Origin of the sequence: Pseudoalteromonas sp. SG44-17 (assembly GCF_014164235.1) — a bacterium.
In the GTDB taxonomy this organism is placed as follows: domain Bacteria; phylum Pseudomonadota; class Gammaproteobacteria; order Enterobacterales; family Alteromonadaceae; genus Pseudoalteromonas; species Pseudoalteromonas rhizosphaerae.
In genome coordinates, this window is sequence record NZ_JACJEV010000029.1 from 28,279 (window position 1) to 47,569 (window position 19,291).

Consider the following 19,291-nt stretch of genomic DNA (forward strand, 5'->3'; position numbering starts at 1 on the left):
ACTCAATAAGCTTGTCAACATAGCTCAGTGGACCAAATAGTATTTCGACTATGGGTAACCGAATACTTACCAGAAACCCTTTCAGTAACTGTTTTCCAATCAGTAGCCCAAATATTGAATGTTGATACTATTATTTCATCAACTCACAACTGGCTTTTAATATAATGGAATCACTTTTCAACAAACGTTTACTTGAGGCGCAAAAGCAACTTGGTTTAACTAAAGGGTCTAGCCAAGAATTAATCAAATCAATTAAAGCTAAGTCTGAACGCTTTACTAAACCAACAGTTCACTAGGAGAACTCAATGATTATTTTCTTCGTAATTTTAATGGGTGTGTTTTTCTTGATTACTACTAGCTCATCAATGTTTGCTGATACTGCAACTGATGAGCAAATGCGTGAATCTGGTGTTCTATTATCCAATCAAGATAACAGTGTTAATTCTGACGATGTCGATTTTCTGTTAGAGTTTGATGGTACTTTACCTTCAAATTACTATTCAGATCCAGATAATCTAGTAGTGATGTCTATTAATGATAGTGAATAGTTTTAACAGTTAAATTAGATGCTGGGCTTAAAAACCAGCTCTAATAAATTTATTTAAGTATGTGTGTTAAAAAATCCCCCAATTAATTGTTCAAAAATAATAGCACTCAACTTTAGTATCATTAAGAAATAATTAAACTCGTATTTATGGGTTGGTTTTTTCTGAAATCGGGTGTTTTTTGATGGGTCATTGATGGCTGGGCAGCCGTGTGCTTTCACCTAATTGGTTATAGGTGACTTTCTTTTAGTAATGTTATTAACAGCTCGTAGTAAGGGGGGGAGGCTTTCTCAATATAGGGATGTTCTTGCTTTATGTTTTCTTCTAATTCATAAACTTTAAACGCAGGCACATTCAATTTTACAACTAACCGGTTAAACACCTGTTGTGGATTGGCCCCTGGTTTTTGTTCGCTCCCAACTTCCTTTTGTTTCTTTTTAATCAGCGACGTTACCTTTTCTTTCATCTCGCGTATATCGTCAGGAACATTGAATTCATTTTTAAGGCGGGCCTTAAATGCTTTTAAGCTATGGCTGTCGTGTTCTTGTATGGCCGCATTATTTTGCGCGCGTAAATGCTCTATTCTATTTGATTTATTTACATCAAATCCATTTTTAATATCGTGCTTATTTTGTGAGTTTATAAGCTTTTTAACGGTTTTTTTATTGATACCAAGGGATGTGAACAACTCAGGGGTGATGAAGATACGCATACTTTGATAGCGCTTTAGTTTAACGCTGTAATTCTGTTGTAGCATGACCAATCCTGCAGCAGCTAAATCCTTTAATGCATTAATTACAGGGTTGTAGTTTTCACGGCCATGGCGGTATTTGGCTGTTGGCCCTGATATGTGAAGTTGATTAACCATTTTGGCCAAAGCTTTAATGGACATTTTAATTTCAAATAGTGAATCTGAATAGGGTTTGTATGAGGCGCAGTAAACTAACGCCTTCATCGTTTCGCGAAGGGTTTGCTCTCTTTCTATTCGCATACGGTTAGTTCGCGCCGCGAGTACGAGGTTACTGAAACCAAGATTTACAATGCCACCAGCGTATCGCGCTTTGTTTAAGAACGTATTTAGTTTGAAATCATGCATTTCAATGCGAGCAACAAGGAGCTTCGCAATTGGATTTTTAGCTTTAAAATCGAAATGCGGAGTCAAATGCCTATGCACAGAGCGACCCGTTATTGCAGTGTCGCTCATGGGATGACACTACGATCAGATAGAGTAATTTTCATAAAAAAACACTTATAACTTAAATTTTAGCCAAAAAAGCCCTTGACCTTATTTTTATGTAGTTATAAGCTGTCCTGAGTTACGTGGGACTTACCAGTTGGCGCTGGTTGCTTACAACATTACATAAATATAAAACCTTTCTAGAACCGACTTTTATGTCGGTTTTGTTTTTCTATTGCTTAGCAATGTTATTTTTTTGTTATTTCTTCGTTGTGCTTAGCCTTAACTATATGTTAATTATTCAATTATTTATCGAAATTCGGGCAAAGGATACTTCGCTTAAATAGTTAGATCAAGATAATTCACAAATGATGATCACTTTTTTATGCTCATTTGTACCCTTTTCTAATCAGTAGCCTAAAATATCGAAATACGTATTATGTCTCTCAAGGGTTAGGCCGAGTATCCAACACTACTCTCCGTTGGGTATTTGGCCTTTTTAAATCTACCTTTGTAGTGCTTCTAACTCTTTTATCATTTTGTCCGCTTCCTTCTTTGCTTGTTCAATTATTTCATCCCGAAACTTAACTATATTTATACCTTTATCTTTAGCCATTGCGTTTATATCGCTTACGCGCAGATCTTTAAATTGCTTGTCTGTAGGCGCAGTTATTGTTTGGTTACTATCAATAATTAATACTCCCTCATCCTCCATCATTTTTATTAATAGCGCGAAAGCCTCCATTGACTCCGCTTGTGTGTTTCCATCACGCATAAACTTATCAATTAATCGCTTACCATTTAAGGCGATCACTTGAGATGGTTTTTTGCTTACTTGTTGCTGCAGCTGAGCTATTTGTTTTGTCTGTTGGTAAGTTTTAACGCTTACCAATAATAAAATAGCAATGCTGGAGGCTAAAATTAGTTTTGCTAAATAACCGGCCATTATTTTAGGTCCTTAATATCGTCTTGGTTCAATTGTAAGGTCATTCCCTTCTGAACTAAGAAATCTACTTCAATACCTGCTGGAATCTCTATAACAGGCCACATAGCCTCAGCAATTGCTAAGTAATATGAAGCTACACGCTCCATTGCGCTACTTGCACCTTCCATTATGCCTGCTCCAGCGTACTGGTTTAGGTTTTGGCTTTGCCATACTGTTGATGCAGAAAGCTCAGTATTAATCGAAGGTACTTGCTGCGGGGCAGCTGCACTTGCAAAACCTGACAAAAAGCCTGCTTTGATAGAGTTACCTATCGCTTTACCACTACGCTCGATTACCGTGCCACGTATACCGGTTAAACCATCTGAACTAGACACAGCATAAGCCGTTAATGATTTTTCAATGGCTTGGCCATCATTGGTAATACATGAAATTGCTTCTGCACGGATTTCAACACGTTCGCTTGCTAGGTTACCAATACCTGCACCAAGGACCATACACTCACGTATATCGAGTGAGAAAAAGTTAGGCATAATCGCTTCGCGTTTTACACGAAGTAAAATAGGGATTGGTGTATCTTGTGAACCTACTTTGGTTGGCGCCGCAACACCATTAATTAACGTGCCCGATAATATTGAGCCCATTGCTAATGTAAATTCACCTTTATCCCCTTTTGCTGACGGGTTTCTTTCGTCATTACTTTTAGCAATTTGTCCTTCACGACTATCGTCTACATTTTGACTGTCATTCGTCAAACGCTGAACTTTAATATCACTTATAGTTACTTCACCAGAGCGCTGCACTTCACGTATACTGCGTTGAGTAATTGTTCTAATAACGTTGCCTTTAATTTGCGGTGATTGCGTTATTATCTCAGTTTGCGGTCTATATAGTACATTTTGGTTTTGCTGATCTGCTTTGTAACTGACTGGCTCACCTTGTACTTGAAACTGTTTGCTAGGCAGCTTAGTGCTTATATCAATTGGTTTTGTGTTCGTAGCGTTCTTCCTTTTCAGCTCAAACATCTCATTTTGCATTTGCTGCATTGAAAGTTTCAATTGCTCAAGGTTTTCTGCGTCTTTGTTGTACTTAGCCTCCATCTCGCGCTCTTTATCGGCTAGACGTACTTTCATTTCATCTACAATACCTTCTGCTTCGCGTTGATCCATTGTGCCTAGTGTGTCGGATAGGCCCAGAATTGATGTAACGGATTGACTCTCTACTTGCTGTTCACTCATGGTGTCATCTGTAAACAGTGATCCACCTACAAACCAAAGAATAACAAGAAATATGACTCCAAGAATGCCCTTGCGTAACCATGGATTGTCTTCAATATAGGTTTTTATCTTTTCCTGCATCATTCACCTGCCCCCATTGTTAAGCGTGGTCTAGTCTGACCATATGAGTCCGCACTTGCCTTTTTCAGTTTACGAATAATATAAATCTCTGTTTCTTCACCAGGTTGTAAATAGGACTTTGGATATAGCGCAACCGATGTAACACCATCATTTAGACACATTTCTTCACGTACTTGGTAAACACGATCACTATCATTGTGTACGAGAACTACATCAATAAAGTCTTGGCTTCCACTTAATCGCTGGCCCGCTTCATGATATATAGCTATACGGCACGGATGTTTAAGGTAATTTGGTATATCGTTTGTTATTGAGTATCCAGCAGGTGTCTTACCTTGCGCTATCGGTTTTAATATTGAAACAATACTCTTTTGATAACTTGATGAACGCAGTACCGGTGCGTTTTGCGCTTCAAGAGTCGCTTTATCAATTTTTTTCTGTTTTTCCATTTCGTTAAAATGATTCAGCGCTTTTAACGTCATTTCAGCTGGCATATCTATATCAATATCTACCATGGCTGGTGGTGAAGCCATTGGTACTAATACGATAGAAATTTCAGATTCAATAACACCGTCTTCAGATAGTAATAAACTAATTGGTTGCATTGTTCGTAACGTCACATACAAGTGGCCATCTTCAACCTCAAGTAAAGCTTGCTCTGCGTTGGCACTCGTTTTAACAGATAAACTTCTAAAGTTGGTGCGTATGGCATTACTAAAACCCTGTCCGACTGGAATAACTATGTTTCTTCCCGGCTTTAGATTGTACGATTGTTCTGGTTTAAAACTTTGTTTCACCTTTTGTAAGAAATCAGGTTCATTACTACTTTTACTTACAGGAGCGTTCGACGTTGCTCTATTAGTTTCACTAGGTACAAAGCTATTAGTTGCAGCGCGCAATTCAGCGGCACCGTTGTAAGCTGGTTGACCCGCCGGTGTTGCATTCATTGGTTTTCTACCAAAGTTTGTTTGTATTGGTATGTCTAACCCTTCGTCTTGCGCATAGACTGCCGGCATTAAGCTCAGTGATAAACAGATAGATGCTGTTATTTTATTTATTAGTTTCATTTTCATTCCTTAATCGTCACTTATGACTTTTTTAAGCTCAGCAGTTAACATAGGGTTTTCTTCAACCAGATATTCAACATCACGGTTCTTTGGCAGACCTTTGTATGAGTTAAAATGCGTAATAGCTGCACGTTCAGAGAAAGGTTTAATTCTGAACTCATACGTCCATCTTTGAGGTAAGTTGATATTATTGGCCGTTGCTTTTAGTTTGATAGTCCTGTCACCCCAGATCCAAACTAAGTCCTTTACTGGGTCGTAAATCGCGTCTTTAATAACAAATGTTTGCTCTGCATCCCGTGCTATTAAAATTTGGACCTCTTTTTTTAGTGATGGCAATATTTGCTGCCGTAAGTAAGGTGAAAGCATGCTATCCAGTTGATTCAATACAAAATCAGCATTGTCCTTCGATAAGTTCCCTGCTATCGACGCTGCCGCAACTGCCCATCGTAATTTATATTCTTTATTGGCTACATTACCTGCAACGACTAAAGGTTGTGTGAAATTAGGTGGCGTGGCGATTACTTCAGTGTCTTTAAAAGCCAATGCGCAAGCTAATACCCCTGCAATGGCAAGTAGACCGTACTGAATAATTGTGTTTTTAGTTTGATTTTTTTTAATCTCGCTAACGGATTTTAAAATTTTGCTTTCACTTCTTTTCATCTAAAGAGTTCCTATTGAAAATATTCACGACTATATGGGTCAGGTATATATTTACTTTTTTTCAAAAAAGGCAAAGCGCCATGCCACCATAGGAAATGAAGAATAAACCCTCGTGAGTAACGCTCTTCTGTGTATTTCAATGTGAAAAACCAAATTAAACCAAAAGTAAGCAATTCCATTGGTTTGTTGATTAATATGCCAAAGCCAAAACACATGATCGGCATAAGTACGTAGTGCATTGGCCACAGTATGAGAGTTAGTGGCTCGTTAATGCGTTTTGGCATTCTGTATTGAAAAGGATTGTCTGACATTGGTTTGTCCTTCATTAAAATGTATTCGCTATTATTTACCGTATAAAAACGAATGCATAAAATTAGAGAGGGTGTATTTGATACCTCTAATTATTTAGACCAAAAAAAAAGGCTCAAAATGAGCCTTATATTAAGGAGGGAAACTAAATTTTTTATTAAAGGCCTGGGATACCCGCAGTAAAGATTAAATCTAATACTGAACCAGCATTTACCATTAATACTGCACCAAGGAATGCACCAGCAGCCATAGTGTAGTTTTGTTGAGTAATGTTATAAACAGAGTAACCAAATGCTAAAAGTGAAATTGTTTTACCCGGAATACCTTTTACCCAACCATCAAACGTTGAATATATCGAGTTCCATTCAGTACCACTACCTGCAGCAAGTGCTAGTGATGAAAACACTACACATGCTATAGCTAGTGCTAATAGAAGGTATTTAGTTTTTTTAGATGTCTCAACGTTATTCATGTTGTCGATGTTTGCAATTGCTATACTCATGGTTATCTCCGATTAATGAGTGGTTTTAATTCAAAGTGATTATTCACTGTAATTGATTCATTTTAAAATTTTAGAGCGTACTAAAATGGCCCCTCTAAGCTATGCTAATTTTAAAGGAGCACATTAATGTGTTCCTAGTCCTTCTCAGCAAAATCATTATTACCTTTAATTTGGCTTATTTTAAATTTTACAGAGGGTTAAAATCGCACCTCTAAGGTATACATTTATAGAATTCCACCTATTAGGCGACTAATGCTGAAACCTTGAGCGCTAACTGACTTAGCATCTTTAGTCTCTGTCATCTCCATTAATTCAATTTCAACTTCTATTGTGCTACTTATCCCATCTATGAAACCTTTTGACTTTGCACCCTCAATCTTTCGCTAAATTGTAGCCAGAGCCGCCACCAGCATCAGTCATCTCACCCTCAAGCATTATTTGCGATACATACTTAGGCTTATTTATTTCTAATGTCTCTGTCTTACAGTTGATTAATATGGCCGTTAAGAAGCCTCCAAATATAATGAATGTTTTAAAAACCTGTGAAAATGAATAAGCCTTCGCTACTGGTCCTAACTTAGATTCAACTGTAGATGTTAACTCTGATATGGCCTGTGTTAAATTTTCAGGTGGAACTCTAACTTCTCAACTTTTTTTCTTTTAAATTATCTTAGTAAATTTGTAATCATTTTAACTTGTACCTTTATGGAAATTACGGATTATTCCTGAAATCAATAGGGCAATACCTATCAAAAAAATAAATGGGAAATAGGGCAGCACTACGCCTACAAAATTCGGCGCTAACATAAAAAATGTAAATAAACAGAATGAAATCCAAATGATCTTTATATATAAACGCACCAAATTAGGTTTAGCCCCGCCAAATCTATATGCGTTTGCTTTGTGTCTGTTAACAGAGCCGTAAATTAAAGCTAAACAAAGTGGAAGTGATACAAACAGCCAATACTTAAACATCATTATTCGCAAAGCGATTTGATACGCTAGTATCTGCCCGTTTATTGCTAGTCTTTCTTGGAATGTACTACCTATGACACCATCCCATTCAGTGTCCTTTTCAGGCATCAACTTTGATAAAAACCATTTGTATAGCCCACTCCCATTTACCCATTTATCTTGTAAAAAGAGGGTTTCGTTATGCAATACGTTCCAATCATTCTCTGAAATCGCATCTTTAATCTGATATGACTCTTGCAGTACATTCGTTTTATATTCGTCTGGTTCAGTTAGTAGCAGCATGAGCAGCATAGCCGCCACCGATAGTGAGGAGAGCAGTAATAATATTTCTAAACGTGTATGCTTACTTGTAATTGCAGTCTTCATACTGCATCCCCCCAAAATATTGCCTGCCTTTTGCCTGTGGCCGGCACTCCCCAAATACTTAAATCAACGCGATTAAATACCAATAAATTGAAAATTAAATATAGTTTTTTATTCGTCTTTTTAGTTGGAGTGTGCAATGTTATTAAATTGTCTTTTGGGTGCCTTTTTGTCCAGGCGCACAAGCTTTCTTTAGTCCAATCCCACACCTCACTTTCACATTTAATTTCCATGCAACATAATTGAGTTAATTGATTAGAAATATATTCACAAAAAACCAAATACGCAGCCGATTGTCCTTGTATCTCAGCCTTGGCGTAATACGCGCTCAAGGATGTTGTAATGATGGATATATAAGTAGGTGCGCCACTATTGAATATATCAATGTTGCCCATGTACTCTTTGACTTTGTTACATATTTTTACTACTGCCGGGTTGATGGTATCTATCATCGACAATTGTATTTTAATATTTGACTCACCGATTGAATCAACCAATTGCGCTTTCTTTGTCAGTGTTTTATTTTTAACTGCATGCATGAATTTTAAAATAGATTCAGCGTCAAAGAATTTATTTAAAATGAGTAGTCCTACTTCATCTTTGCGCAGGTACTCTAACTTTACGTTAAGTTCAGTCGTTGAAATTGACTCAAAGTTATTGTTTTCAATCCACGAATATAAACTTTCATTCGTAAAATCCCACGTTACAGAGGCTGACAATCGCTGGCCTTTTGGCCTGCCCGACACTTTTGCGTAAATGATTGGGTATAACTTTTCGGATACTGCCAGAATTAGAGTTTCAACTTTTGTATTTTCAAGATTGTCTATAACGCCGTTCATAATGAGGCTAAATACGTGTTCTTTGTATATCTTGTTTTGTAAACCAACATACAGCGCTATGTTTCTTGCCAATTCCAATACTGCTTCATTATCACTGCATAACTTTAAAAACTTATCCTGATTTTTTTCACTTAGTCGTGCTCGTATCTCATTCTTAGATGATTGCTTTTCAATGTCATTCAGTGAAAGCCATGTTTTTTGCGCAGTTAAACCATTAAAGTTTTCAATTCGCCACTTATCTATAACCATTTGGCTCGCTCCTCTGGGCAGCTGTTAATTACAATTGGTAGCCTCATTTTAAGTTTTCGGCCATCTGCTAACCGTGCTATGTATTGAAGTTTTGGTAAATCGCCCATTAAGCCCATTGGAAATGAATCATCCATCTCTTTAGCTGAACGCTCACCATGCATAGAGTTGAAGGCAAATATACTTTCGCTACTTGATGCACCAGATGAACTTTGATTTTGAACTTTTGTGATTGCTGTCTTTGAAAATTGCGCAGCAACATACTCTTGGGTCTTTGGATCAGTTGTTCTAAATGAAATGAAGTTATTACATAAACCTAAAACTCTGTTGGCTGTAGGCTCATCGGTTTTAGCTGCAATGTCGCTTATTGTTTGTGTAGCAAGATAAAGCTCGATTGATGATGCGCGACCAACAGCAAGGAGATTTAATAAGCTGTCATTATTTTCAAGTGCAGCATGTGCTTCATCTAAGAAAACAGCAACTCGTGATGCTTTCTTGTCGTTATTGTTATAACGACGACCTGACACAGCAGCAATCTCAGCCATAATTAAACGCGCTAAAAAACCTGCTGTTTTATTATCAGTCATTGAATCTAAACTTATATATAGACACCCCCCTTTTTCCATGAGGTTATCTAAATCTACTATTCTTCGCTTATCTTCACTTTCGGGATCATCAATAGGGGAAAACAAATCATCCATTGGCTTTGACGTTAGCGCCGTTAATACAGGGCGTAACGATGTGATCATCTTTATAAAGTGCTCAGAAGGATGTTCGATTAATTGAATAATACCTAAAATAGCCGCGTTCTCATGCGACTCGCTTAAACGAGCTTTATAGTATTCGCTCATTACTTGCCACGCCTCTACACCTTTTTTAAGGTACTCAGCCATATTCAGCTTTGTTTCGTATCCTGGTCCTAGTGTCCTTTCAAAAAACACACGCAACACTTTTTCACAGAAAGGTATTTTCCCTGAAGACAACGCTTTTTGAATGGAAGTTAAGCGAATAGGTGTGCCAATGTACTCCATGCCTGCAGCTACAAATGTTATTTGTTCATAGGCGAAGTCTTCAAAGGTTTTGCTGCCCCCTGAAGTTCCCATGAGTGGCGCTACTCTGTCAGCAATTTCTGAGACGCGTACAAAGTTCTTTAGTAACGGTATACGACAAGAGTCACTTTGCGCAGCTGGGTGTACACTGAAAAACCTATCGCCATAACCTAAGTGCTCCATTTCCTGCTTGATAGACTCTTTCCAGTCAGTGTCGTTTTTTGGATCGATAACGACGATTACTTTGCTGTTATTTTTTGTTTTGTCGCTTTTTTTGATCTTATTTTGTTGGCCATTTATATTGAAGCGAGCTGAACTTACTTTTGCACCCATATGTATAGCGTTGAGGCTAAGCAAGCGTAATAGTGTTGTTTTGCCTGTACCTATATTTCCTGATATGAGTGTGTGCCCAAAATAAGTATCTTCCACAACCTTTATTTCTGTTTCATCGCCTACAGCATGGATAAAGGGTTTTCCACCAAGCTCTTCAGTTTCATGCTGAAATTCGTCTGTTGCTTTGCGTAGAAAAAATGGAAGCTTTATATCCGTTAATTTTGAGTCCATATTCATAACTTGATAAATACGATTGGCATGTTCTGAACCCCATTCAAACCCATACCCCATAAAGTTGTGTCTAGGGTCAATAAATTTGTCATTCGTTATTCTTGGTTCAAGCGAGTTGATTTCCCGTAATTGTTTACAATCCATAAACTCTTTTCTATTGAGTTTTAGTTTTAACTGACGCTCTATTAATGGTTTTGCTTTCCAAGCATACAGATAACTTCCACCAGCCAGTATGCCAGCAATACCAAATGAAACGGTTGCTCCTGGTTGGAATGCACCTAAAGTCACAAACGGAGTTGTTATTGCACCAATGCCATAAGCTATTGCTGTGTTTACTTCATAGATAGGTCGAAATAGAAACTCAACGTATCGCCCATCTGTTCTATTGTATTTACTACTCACTGAACACCTCTGTATTTGATACATCTTGTATGTGGACTTGTATGGAAAATGAACTCATGTCGTTAATTTTTACGTCATGTTTATAGCGCGCTTTCATTAATTGGATTAGTTTGCTTATACGTATCCCTTTTATAAAAGATGGGCTTGAATCGCTAACTAACGCTACTTCTTTTAATATAATGTCTATGTGTTCTGGACCACCAGCTACATTAAATTTGTGAGCTAGCAAGATTTCGCCAAGACTTCCTTTGATGCTTGTTGTTGTGAATTCAAACTCTGTTGGGTCGGTCAAAGGAAAACTAGATTTATCTTTACCGGCAGTGGCTTTTTTCTTAGTAGTCTCACTCTTTGCTTTAGGTGAATTGGTATTAACACCTTTTTTGGTTTCTGAACTGCTTTTAACAGCGCCAGTTAACGAGGACTGACCTAAAGGTGTTAGTTCAAAGCAAACGACAGACTTTGCTTTTTGACGCCGAACAAGTGTTGCAAGGGATGAGCTACCTAGTTTTTGCCGTATAAAACCTTTGCTTAATAGCGCTTGTCCAGCTTCGATTTGATTAGTGTTGTAGGCTTCAACGTACTTGTTTACGTCTACGTACCATTTATTATTGATTTGCAAAACATACTCGTGGAATGTAGGTTTTTCGTTCTCCAAAGCTGGTGGTATTGCCTTTTGATATATTTCCACAGGTACAGCCTGTTCAGTTTTTTCCGCAGGTATTGTTTGTTCATTTATTTGAGCAGGTACAGCCTGTTCAGTTTTTTCTGCAAGTGTTGTCTGTTCAGTTTGTAATACAGAGGTATCGGTGCTGTTTTCAAATAGAATTGGTGTAACATTCGCTTTTTCCGGTTTTTTAGGCTTTGGCATTTTTTTCTTTTTGGCCGTGACTTGTTTTTTTTCCTCTGTATTTACTTCAGTTTTAGGCGGAACTGTTTTTTCTGTTTTGGAGGTACTGGTTTTTTCCTCAACATGGTTTACACCATTGTTAACGGAAACGGTTTTTTTAGTCGTGCTAATGTTAACTTTGTCATGTAATTCGTTCGTACCTTCAATTACCGTCTCTTTTTCTTCGCTTAGCGCTTTAGTATCAAAGCTTAGCTCTGTAAAGCTTCCATCTTCTTTCGTAATGAAATATTTGTTTGAGCCACTAAGGTAAAGTAAACCTTCTAAGTTTGGGTGCACTGGGTCAGAATCATATATCCACTCGCGATACACCACTTTAATCAACTCAATCCAATTAATGCTGATTGTTTCGTCAATGATGTTTATTACATCTTGTTCAGTGAACTTGCCTATAGCAAATAGCGCAAAGCGATTTTCTTTATCGAATGGCTCTACTATTCTGAAATCTTCCATCATTCCTAATAGAGACTTTGTATCATTTGGTAGAGCATCGAACTGGTTAGCCCGTGCAGCTTTTAGGATTCCATCAAACGCTGATTGCCAACGAATAAAAACACAATCTCCAATTACAAAAGCATGGCTTTTTTCAGCATTAAAATTCCATTTGCTTTTAAGGCTTCGCATCGTGTCGACAATAGACATCATTCTTGATTTTTTTAAGGTACCAAAAGCCGAAGTTGCCATTGTTTTGACATCTTTAGCCGTTGACACTGAATCTCCAAAACGAATTGCTGTGGCAAGGTATCCATTGATGTGAGCATATCCGTTAAGTGCAGACGTTAGATTGCTATATAAGTCATCTGGGGAGTCCATAATGAACTCTAACCCCTCTCCTTTTAATATGTGTGGTAACAGAGTGGCACCTGAAGACACGTGCTCCTTGTGTACACGAGATGCTCTAAAGTGGACAAAATATCGTTCTACTTTATTGCGGGTAGCCCATTCAATTAAAGTTTCAATTTGTGGTATCCAAGGCTTAATTGGTTTCCCCCAGCTCGCGATTGGTACACTTATATTTTTTTCATCATCAAAAATTGTATACGCACTCACCTGCATATCTGTCAAAATTTTACCTGTATCATGTAAAAGCGCCCCAACCCACGCTGCATACATGTAACGGACACGACGTTGTGCATCTAAGTCCACTTTACCAACGGTCGGAGGCAATTGATTGTCTGCTTTACGCAAAGCGATTAAAGCTGCATCTAGCGAGTGCCGAAATAATCCACCTGGTTGTGAATGGTGGTGGTATTCAGATGCAGGAAGCATGTGAACATATTCCGCTAGCTTGCGAATTACACTCAAATAACGCGCGTCAAAAAGATTAACACCATCCGCAGTGGTTCTATGAAACCCAATATCTACGTGTTGCTCAAGCGCTATAATTTGGTCTTTATAGCGCTTTAAAATGGCGTCTACACAAAACACGCTCAAACCATTTACTTTAGGTGGGTAAAATTGAGCTTCAGCATCGTGTACTGGCCTGTTATAAATATCCAAATAAATTTCTCCACTTACATTGGTCTGTAAGTGGATCGGCTTAGGTTTATCTTTAAGAACCTCTACGTCACCGTTAACCGGCTTAGTAGAAGTGGATAAACCAAATAGCATTTTCATGGTGGATACAAATGACATTATGCTACCTTGCTTTCACTATCTTCATTTTTGGCTTTAACAATTAATACTAATTGTTCTTCAGTCAGTATTGTTTTTGCTACCTCATAAGGAATGTCACACAGTGAAAGCATGTTAAATTGTGGATCACGTAAAAATTCCAAATAGTAACGCGGATTAAATTGGCCTCCTTCGCGTTTACCCGGCGAAGTCACTTTCATTATTCTGTCAGTTACACCAGTAACAATTGCTGCTGCCTGTTTGCATGCTTGCTCATACTCAAGATCATCTAAAGCACCAAACATAAATAATTTTTCAATTGCGTTTAACTCTTTGTCCACGGCAACAATTAACTGAGTAATTGTGAGTCCTACTGGGTGAGACACTTCAAATTGCATGGCGTAACTTTCTGGAGTATTAATTATAAGGTCACCCATAACCGGTAAACTTTTCTCACGTTCTACTCGGTGCTCATGAAGTGTATCCAGCTGGGCTTGAGCAAGACTTAAATTAATATCTCTATGCCATTCACTTATTCTTGTGTACGCAACGCTAGAGGTTTTTGCCATCCGTAAAATTGCAGCTAAGCGCTCGAATGCATTTAGAATTTTATGCTCGTTAAGCTTTAAATATGAATGTGTGTGGTCTGTTTCATACTTAATCATGGTAGTGATTGTTTTCATTTTTCCAGCATGCTTTGTGGCCGCTCTTTGCGCCTGTTCATTCTTGACATGTTCAGCTGATATTGAATTTTCAGTTTTATTCTGCATTTTGTATCTCCTCAGTTTCTAAAGTTTTTGTGTTGTTCAGTAGCTTTAAGCTTTGATGAATCATATTAATAAGCGTGATAATTGGTTCCGCTTTAATTAGGAATTCATCAATTAAACTAACTTCCCAGCTTTCAGCGTTTTTCACTAATTGGAATCGACTTGTTGTGCCATCTTTATTCCGCTTGAGTTCTTTTGCGTAGCGAAGTGTCTGCTTATTGCTTTTAGCAACATTGAGCCTTGCCCAACTGTTTTCGTAAATTCGCCACCTGAGCGTTACTCGGTTATGGTTTTTGGTTTTGTATATGCGAATGCTCGGTGCAACCTTGCCGACTTTATCGGTTCGGTCCGGATTAGCGGCTTGACTTATGATTTGTCTATTAATGTCTCGCCAAACACCCCAATATCCATCCACTAACGAATCAAGCTTTAAAGCTAGGTCGTCTTTTTTATCAGTTAAATACTGTCGAACTTCAAATGCATCTTGGTTCATTTTTCAAAACTCTTGTTTCTGTCGTGATGTCATTTTCGCGTAATTATCCTTAAGAGAAAAAAAATACAGAGGGTATAAATGCATGCTGTAAATTTCGGGCACCTTCCGGTGAGGTATTCTTTTACTATTGATGCCCTAAAATCTAATTGAGGGCAGTTTCATCAAACTGCCCTTAAACGGGCGGTTTAACCAAAACTGCCCTCAATTAATTAGGGGAGAATTAAGTTTTCGAGGTTTGCTTAATTGGTGCTTTTTTTGGTAAGAACAGAATGATTTGTAAAATGCCCTAAAAGGGCGTTTTGAGTGACGTCTTAATTAATTGAGGGCGCTTTTAATTTTTTTTATCAATTTAATTTAATATCCTGCCCTAAAAATGGGCGCAATAAATATCTCACCCTATTAATTGAGGGCGGCTTCTTTTTTTGTTGAATTAATATTTTGTAAACTTTAATTTTGGAGAAGTATGAAATTTAGCGTAATTCCTCTAAATAAATGGAGTTGCGCCATTGTGGGTAGGTTCTAGGGAAGTGCACTATTAATTGAGGGTAGTTTTAATAATTTTTTATTTTTTAGACTAGGGATAATGCCCTAAAAATGGGCGTAAAAAAAATCTCACCCCATTAATTGAGGGCGGTATTAAACTATATATTTTTGTGGTTCTAAATTATTGAGGCGTATTTGGCTTAGTTATTTATTATAAATATGCGATTTTTTTATCGTTCAGCATCTCAATCATAATGCTGGATATACCAATCAAGAAGAAATGAAGCTCACTTTGTGAAAGTGCTAATGTATTTAATTAGAGGGAAAGGTAAAATGAGTAGCGCAGTTCATCAATTAAAGCTGCATGCGAACAATATGGAATTTACTTAGTCATAATTGCAATGCTGTGCCGCTTTTGTGCCTCTTTCATGCCACTTCCCGATAAGCGATTGACATACCCAATACCATAAATTTCGCATCGCCATATCGCTCCCTTTTTATGCCGCTTTCATGCCGCTGGTCGGTAAATAATTTACATATCCAATATTATAAATCGTACATTGCCATATTATGCCGCTATTATGCCACTTTTGTTCTATAGCTTTGTATTGGTCTGTGTTTTTGGTTTTCGTTCACTCAACTAATAACTAATAAGTTTTATAATTAAACCTTAGAGGTGTCATTTTGGGGTGCTCTAATATTTAAAGCTTTTAATTACTGGGTGTATTCTCTGCCTGAACAATACATATAGGAGTGTAGAGAATGGCTAAGAAGATAGTGAGAGCTGCTGAGGTTGGGTTTGGAACAGTAAGTTTTACTGTGTCGGGTGACGATAAGCCAGTGATAAAAACGTTTAGCTCTTCTGTTGGGCGAATTAATGAGAGCCGAATTGGGCAAGCCGATATGGGAATTGGTAAGCGTGAAACGGTAGAAGTCGATATTGATGGCGACATTTTTGAAGTTGGGCCTGACGCTTATTTAAGTGCTCAAGACTCTGATGATGTTTTAAGTGATCATTATGTTGGTTCCAAACAATATAAAGCATTATTAAAAGGCAGTCTTTCACTAATGCATGATCGTGTTATTGATTTGCTTGTTGTTGGCCTACCTGTTAATCATTGGTCAAAAAAAAACGAGCTTATCAAATTAACAGAAGGTGTGCATGATTTCAAAGGCGGTAAGCAACGAATAGTTAAAAAGACTATGGTGTTACCACAACCGGTTGCTGGATTAGTTTCTTATGCGACAAGTCTACCTAAACAAGAGTTTGAAAAAAACTTTAAAACAGCAAACGTTGTTTGTGTCGATGCCGGATACTTAACACTAGATGTATGTACATCTCGTGGATTAACGCCAATTGAAAAAAGAAGTGGTGCTACTGAGAACGGCTTTTCAACCGTGTTGAATGAAATTATACCGACCTTATCTAAAGCTTTTTCATTAACTAACAACTTATCAAGACGCTTAGTGGATGATGCTTTCTGGAAAACTAATGGCAAGCTAAAGGTTAGAGGTTACGAATACCCATTCCCAATTTGCAAAAAAGAAGATAATGATCTCGGTATCGAATATGACGTAACGGGTAATATTAATAGTTCGACAAGTACGGCTGCAAACTATGTAAGAAACATTGTAGGTAGCGGTGATGACATTGATTATTTTGTTTTATTCGGTGGACCAATGAAAACTTTTGAACCAGCTATTAGAGCGCAATATCCACATCACAAAATGATTGTACTAGAAAATAATTTAACTACAGTTGTTGAGGGGCTGTTCTACGCGGGCAAACAAGTCGTTAGAGGTTAATCTATGAGTAGTATAATTAAAGTAACAGCGAGAATAAAAAGAGAAAGTAAACTTGGGATTCATTTGGTTAATGATTCTCAGTTATCTGGCTACCCTAATGAGTTAATTAGGTTAGCCATTCAAGGTTTGTTATTTGAGAGTCTAGTTAATAATGGAGGGGAGGTAAAGTTATCAGTTAACCAACCGAATCACCCTTTGGTTGACAGTAGTTTGAACAAAGCTTCTGTTGCTGTAGAGAAAACCCAAAGTGAGCCTGTAGAAGAAGTTGAGGAAGGTAAAAATCAACTTGACCTCGTACCTTACTTGGATAGATACATGGAAGATTTTGATTTTACAGATTCAAATGCAAGTCCCGATTAAAGGCCTGCCTATCCAATACTTTAGGATGGGCATTTTGTAAAGCGATTAGAAAAAAATGCTATTAAATTTTATTTTACTTCATATAATTTAAGTTGATGTTTCGTTAATCATTGAATCTATTAGTATTTATATACTAAATTAAAAATTAACTCGCCCTAAGTCACAAGTGGTGGCGTTATTTTTATTGAGATGTTCCTTTTATGAATCTATAATTCAAATTCATAGAATAATTTTAAACGGAACTAGAGCAATGCTAGAAAATGCAAACAACCTTGCCGATCAAATTAATAACTACTTTAATTGCAATGTGGAGCTGTTATTAATAATTAAATCACTTATTGATTTTGATTGTGATATTGAGGGTGTCATTGGCATTGATTCACAACTTGTAACAGCTCTTAAAAATGCTCATGTTCAAGATATTGCATGTTTAAAAAATGCAGATTCTCGCGTTCCTTTATTCAAATTAGCGTGCTCACCAAGTGACCTAACTCAAGCTATTGCTTCTATGAAAATAAACAAACCAAAAGCAGGGTCAATAGACCACATATTTGCATCTGAGGTTAAATAGAATGTCTATATCGTTGACTAATATTTATAAAAATGAAATAGCTATTTGCGCTTTAGCAGTGTTAGGTACTGAAAAGAAAATTCTACTTGCTCTGTCTCATAGACGAAAAGACAATATCAAACACTTTTGGAAAGACCTCCCTTTTTCAAGACAATTTCGTCGTGGTCAAGGTGGTTGGGTAAAAGATACTGAAGGTCGGCTGATGGCCGACAGAATTTTATCGTTATATAAAAAAATGTATAAAGATACCCAACTAGACAGACCTATAACTGGTGTGCAATTATTGAACATGTACTATGCCTATAATGCATTATACCCAAACTCTAAAATTCACCCTACTCGTATATTTTACTTTTTCCCACTAGTACGTGAACAGCTACTTGGTATTATGCCGTCATGTGCTTGCTGTTCTAAGTCTTACGTAGTTCATTATGATGACAACTCTGACATAAACCTTTGTGCATCGTGCCATATTACTGGTGCAAAAGCTCCAAAGGCTAAACGTGAGAAACATGGGCTATTTGAAGATCAGATAACTGACGTTCCAATGCATGATAATTTACCTCAGCGACAACAAGTTTAAAAGTTAATGTAAGAGACGTATTTAAAAAATTTGATTTTTAATATTTGAAAACCAATACTAATAGCAATTTCAAGTGCCAAGGTGTTGTTTTTTTTATGCGTAAAACTTTTTTATCATTACTTCTTATTGCCACACTACCTTTGCAGGCTGTCGAATGGCTTGATCCAATGACTCCTAAGAAGTCACAAATAAGCATTAATTTTGTTAACTTACTAGGTGATGAGCAGGCTTCACTAATTAATGTTGGGCTAAACAACAATGCTGAACAAAAGCATTATGTCGCGGGTGTGCTAATTCAAAAAGAGAAACCTAAATATTTAACTTTAGTAGTAGCTAACTTCGATAAAAGTTTGTCTGGATTTGATTTTTATTTCAATCACGTAAATGTAAAGGCAACATGTTCTCGCCTAAAAGGTGATTTTGCAGATGAACTCTTAAAAACTAAGGCTTATTTATCACAAAGCGTGGAACTGTATTATAAACAAATGTCATTTTCTGCTCCATGGCATCGATTTCAGCAAGCAAGTAATGGCAGGCATTTTGTTCAACAAATCTCAGATGTTGGTAATATAAATTCAATTTCATTGTGTGAAATACCAAATCAATTTTTATAATTTTAAAAGAGGCTCATAAGCCTCTTTTTTATTACATAATTATTTATTTCTTCGATTAACTCTCCCCTCCTCCTTTTTTGGCTGTTGAATGATTAGA

Annotated in this window: 20 protein-coding genes; 7 read left to right on the top strand and 13 right to left on the bottom strand. The window is 37.1% G+C overall.

Annotated elements, in window-relative coordinates; translation table 11 throughout:
- Positions 1-164: 164 nt before the first annotated feature.
- Both H5182_RS22395 and H5182_RS17255 read left to right on the top strand, forming a co-directional pair.
- Positions 165-296 carry a hypothetical protein gene (locus tag H5182_RS22395; RefSeq protein ID WP_259398326.1) on the top strand — a complete coding sequence of 44 codons (132 nt, stop codon included), beginning with the start codon at positions 165-167 and terminating at the stop codon, positions 294-296.
- Positions 297-305: 9 nt separating this feature from the next.
- Complete coding sequence (locus H5182_RS17255) at positions 306-548, top strand: hypothetical protein (protein WP_182758844.1); 243 nt, start codon at positions 306-308, stop codon at positions 546-548.
- 226 nt (positions 549-774) lie between these two features.
- Here H5182_RS17255 and H5182_RS17260 read toward each other — a convergent pair whose 3' ends face one another.
- The 13 genes from H5182_RS17260 to H5182_RS17320 all read right to left on the bottom strand — a co-directional run bounded on the left by H5182_RS17260 (position 775) and on the right by H5182_RS17320 (position 14,777).
- Positions 775-1,749: a hypothetical protein gene (locus H5182_RS17260; RefSeq protein WP_182758843.1), complete on the bottom strand. Its 975-nt coding sequence runs from the start codon at positions 1,747-1,749 to the stop codon at positions 775-777.
- Positions 1,750-2,227: 478 nt separating this feature from the next.
- Complete coding sequence (locus H5182_RS17265) at positions 2,228-2,668, bottom strand: hypothetical protein (protein ID WP_182758842.1); 441 nt, start codon at positions 2,666-2,668, stop codon at positions 2,228-2,230.
- On the bottom strand, positions 2,668-4,026 hold the full coding sequence (locus tag H5182_RS17270; protein ID WP_182758841.1) for a TrbI/VirB10 family protein: 1,359 nt from the start codon (positions 4,024-4,026) through the stop codon (positions 2,668-2,670). Before H5182_RS17270 ends, H5182_RS17265 begins: the two co-directional genes overlap by 1 nt.
- Entirely contained in the window at positions 4,023-5,090 is a 1,068-nt protein-coding gene (locus H5182_RS17275; RefSeq protein ID WP_182758840.1) for a type-F conjugative transfer system secretin TraK, read from the bottom strand. The genes H5182_RS17270 and H5182_RS17275 overlap by 4 nt, the downstream gene beginning before the upstream one ends.
- 9 nt (positions 5,091-5,099) lie before the next feature.
- Positions 5,100-5,750: a TraE/TraK family type IV conjugative transfer system protein gene (locus tag H5182_RS17280; protein WP_182758839.1), complete on the bottom strand. Its 651-nt coding sequence runs from the start codon at positions 5,748-5,750 to the stop codon at positions 5,100-5,102.
- A gap of 11 nt (positions 5,751-5,761) precedes the next feature.
- The gene (traL, locus tag H5182_RS17285; protein ID WP_024595919.1) at positions 5,762-6,061 is read right to left on the bottom strand and encodes a type IV conjugative transfer system protein TraL; all 300 of its coding nucleotides are present in this window, start codon (positions 6,059-6,061) and stop codon (positions 5,762-5,764) included.
- 155 nt (positions 6,062-6,216) lie between these two features.
- The gene (locus H5182_RS17290) at positions 6,217-6,561 is read right to left on the bottom strand and encodes a hypothetical protein (RefSeq protein WP_182758838.1); all 345 of its coding nucleotides are present in this window, start codon (positions 6,559-6,561) and stop codon (positions 6,217-6,219) included.
- Between the two features lie 690 nt (positions 6,562-7,251).
- Positions 7,252-7,902, bottom strand: coding sequence for a hypothetical protein (locus H5182_RS17295; RefSeq protein WP_182758837.1), 651 nt, complete (start codon positions 7,900-7,902; stop codon positions 7,252-7,254).
- A complete protein-coding gene (locus H5182_RS17300) occupies positions 7,899-8,987 on the bottom strand; it encodes a hypothetical protein (RefSeq protein WP_182758836.1) in 1,089 nt (362 codons plus the stop codon). Before H5182_RS17300 ends, H5182_RS17295 begins: the two co-directional genes overlap by 4 nt.
- The gene (gene traD / locus H5182_RS17305; RefSeq protein ID WP_182758835.1) at positions 8,978-10,999 is read right to left on the bottom strand and encodes a conjugative transfer system coupling protein TraD; all 2,022 of its coding nucleotides are present in this window, start codon (positions 10,997-10,999) and stop codon (positions 8,978-8,980) included. Before traD ends, H5182_RS17300 begins: the two co-directional genes overlap by 10 nt.
- The gene (mobH, locus tag H5182_RS17310; protein WP_182758834.1) at positions 10,992-13,538 is read right to left on the bottom strand and encodes a MobH family relaxase; all 2,547 of its coding nucleotides are present in this window, start codon (positions 13,536-13,538) and stop codon (positions 10,992-10,994) included. Before mobH ends, traD begins: the two co-directional genes overlap by 8 nt.
- On the bottom strand, positions 13,538-14,287 hold the full coding sequence (locus H5182_RS17315; protein WP_182758833.1) for a hypothetical protein: 750 nt from the start codon (positions 14,285-14,287) through the stop codon (positions 13,538-13,540). The genes mobH and H5182_RS17315 overlap by 1 nt, the downstream gene beginning before the upstream one ends.
- Positions 14,277-14,777 carry a conjugative transfer protein MobI(A/C) gene (locus tag H5182_RS17320; RefSeq protein ID WP_182758832.1) on the bottom strand — a complete coding sequence of 167 codons (501 nt, stop codon included), beginning with the start codon at positions 14,775-14,777 and terminating at the stop codon, positions 14,277-14,279. The genes H5182_RS17315 and H5182_RS17320 overlap by 11 nt, the downstream gene beginning before the upstream one ends.
- Before the next feature lie 1,245 nt (positions 14,778-16,022).
- Here H5182_RS17320 and H5182_RS17325 point away from each other — a divergent pair.
- From H5182_RS17325 to H5182_RS17345, 5 genes are all read left to right on the top strand, one after another.
- Positions 16,023-17,066: a ParM/StbA family protein gene (locus tag H5182_RS17325; protein WP_182758831.1), complete on the top strand. Its 1,044-nt coding sequence runs from the start codon at positions 16,023-16,025 to the stop codon at positions 17,064-17,066.
- 3 nt (positions 17,067-17,069) lie between these two features.
- A complete protein-coding gene (locus tag H5182_RS17330; protein ID WP_182758830.1) occupies positions 17,070-17,426 on the top strand; it encodes a hypothetical protein in 357 nt (118 codons plus the stop codon).
- 250 nt (positions 17,427-17,676) lie between these two features.
- Positions 17,677-17,997 (top strand): hypothetical protein, encoded by a 321-nt coding sequence (locus tag H5182_RS17335; protein WP_182758829.1) that lies wholly within the window; start codon positions 17,677-17,679, stop codon positions 17,995-17,997.
- Position 17,998: 1 nt separating this feature from the next.
- Positions 17,999-18,580 carry a FlhC family transcriptional regulator gene (locus H5182_RS17340; RefSeq protein ID WP_182758828.1) on the top strand — a complete coding sequence of 194 codons (582 nt, stop codon included), beginning with the start codon at positions 17,999-18,001 and terminating at the stop codon, positions 18,578-18,580.
- Between the two features lie 95 nt (positions 18,581-18,675).
- Complete coding sequence (locus H5182_RS17345) at positions 18,676-19,194, top strand: hypothetical protein (RefSeq protein ID WP_182758827.1); 519 nt, start codon at positions 18,676-18,678, stop codon at positions 19,192-19,194.
- Positions 19,195-19,291 lie beyond the last annotated feature (97 nt).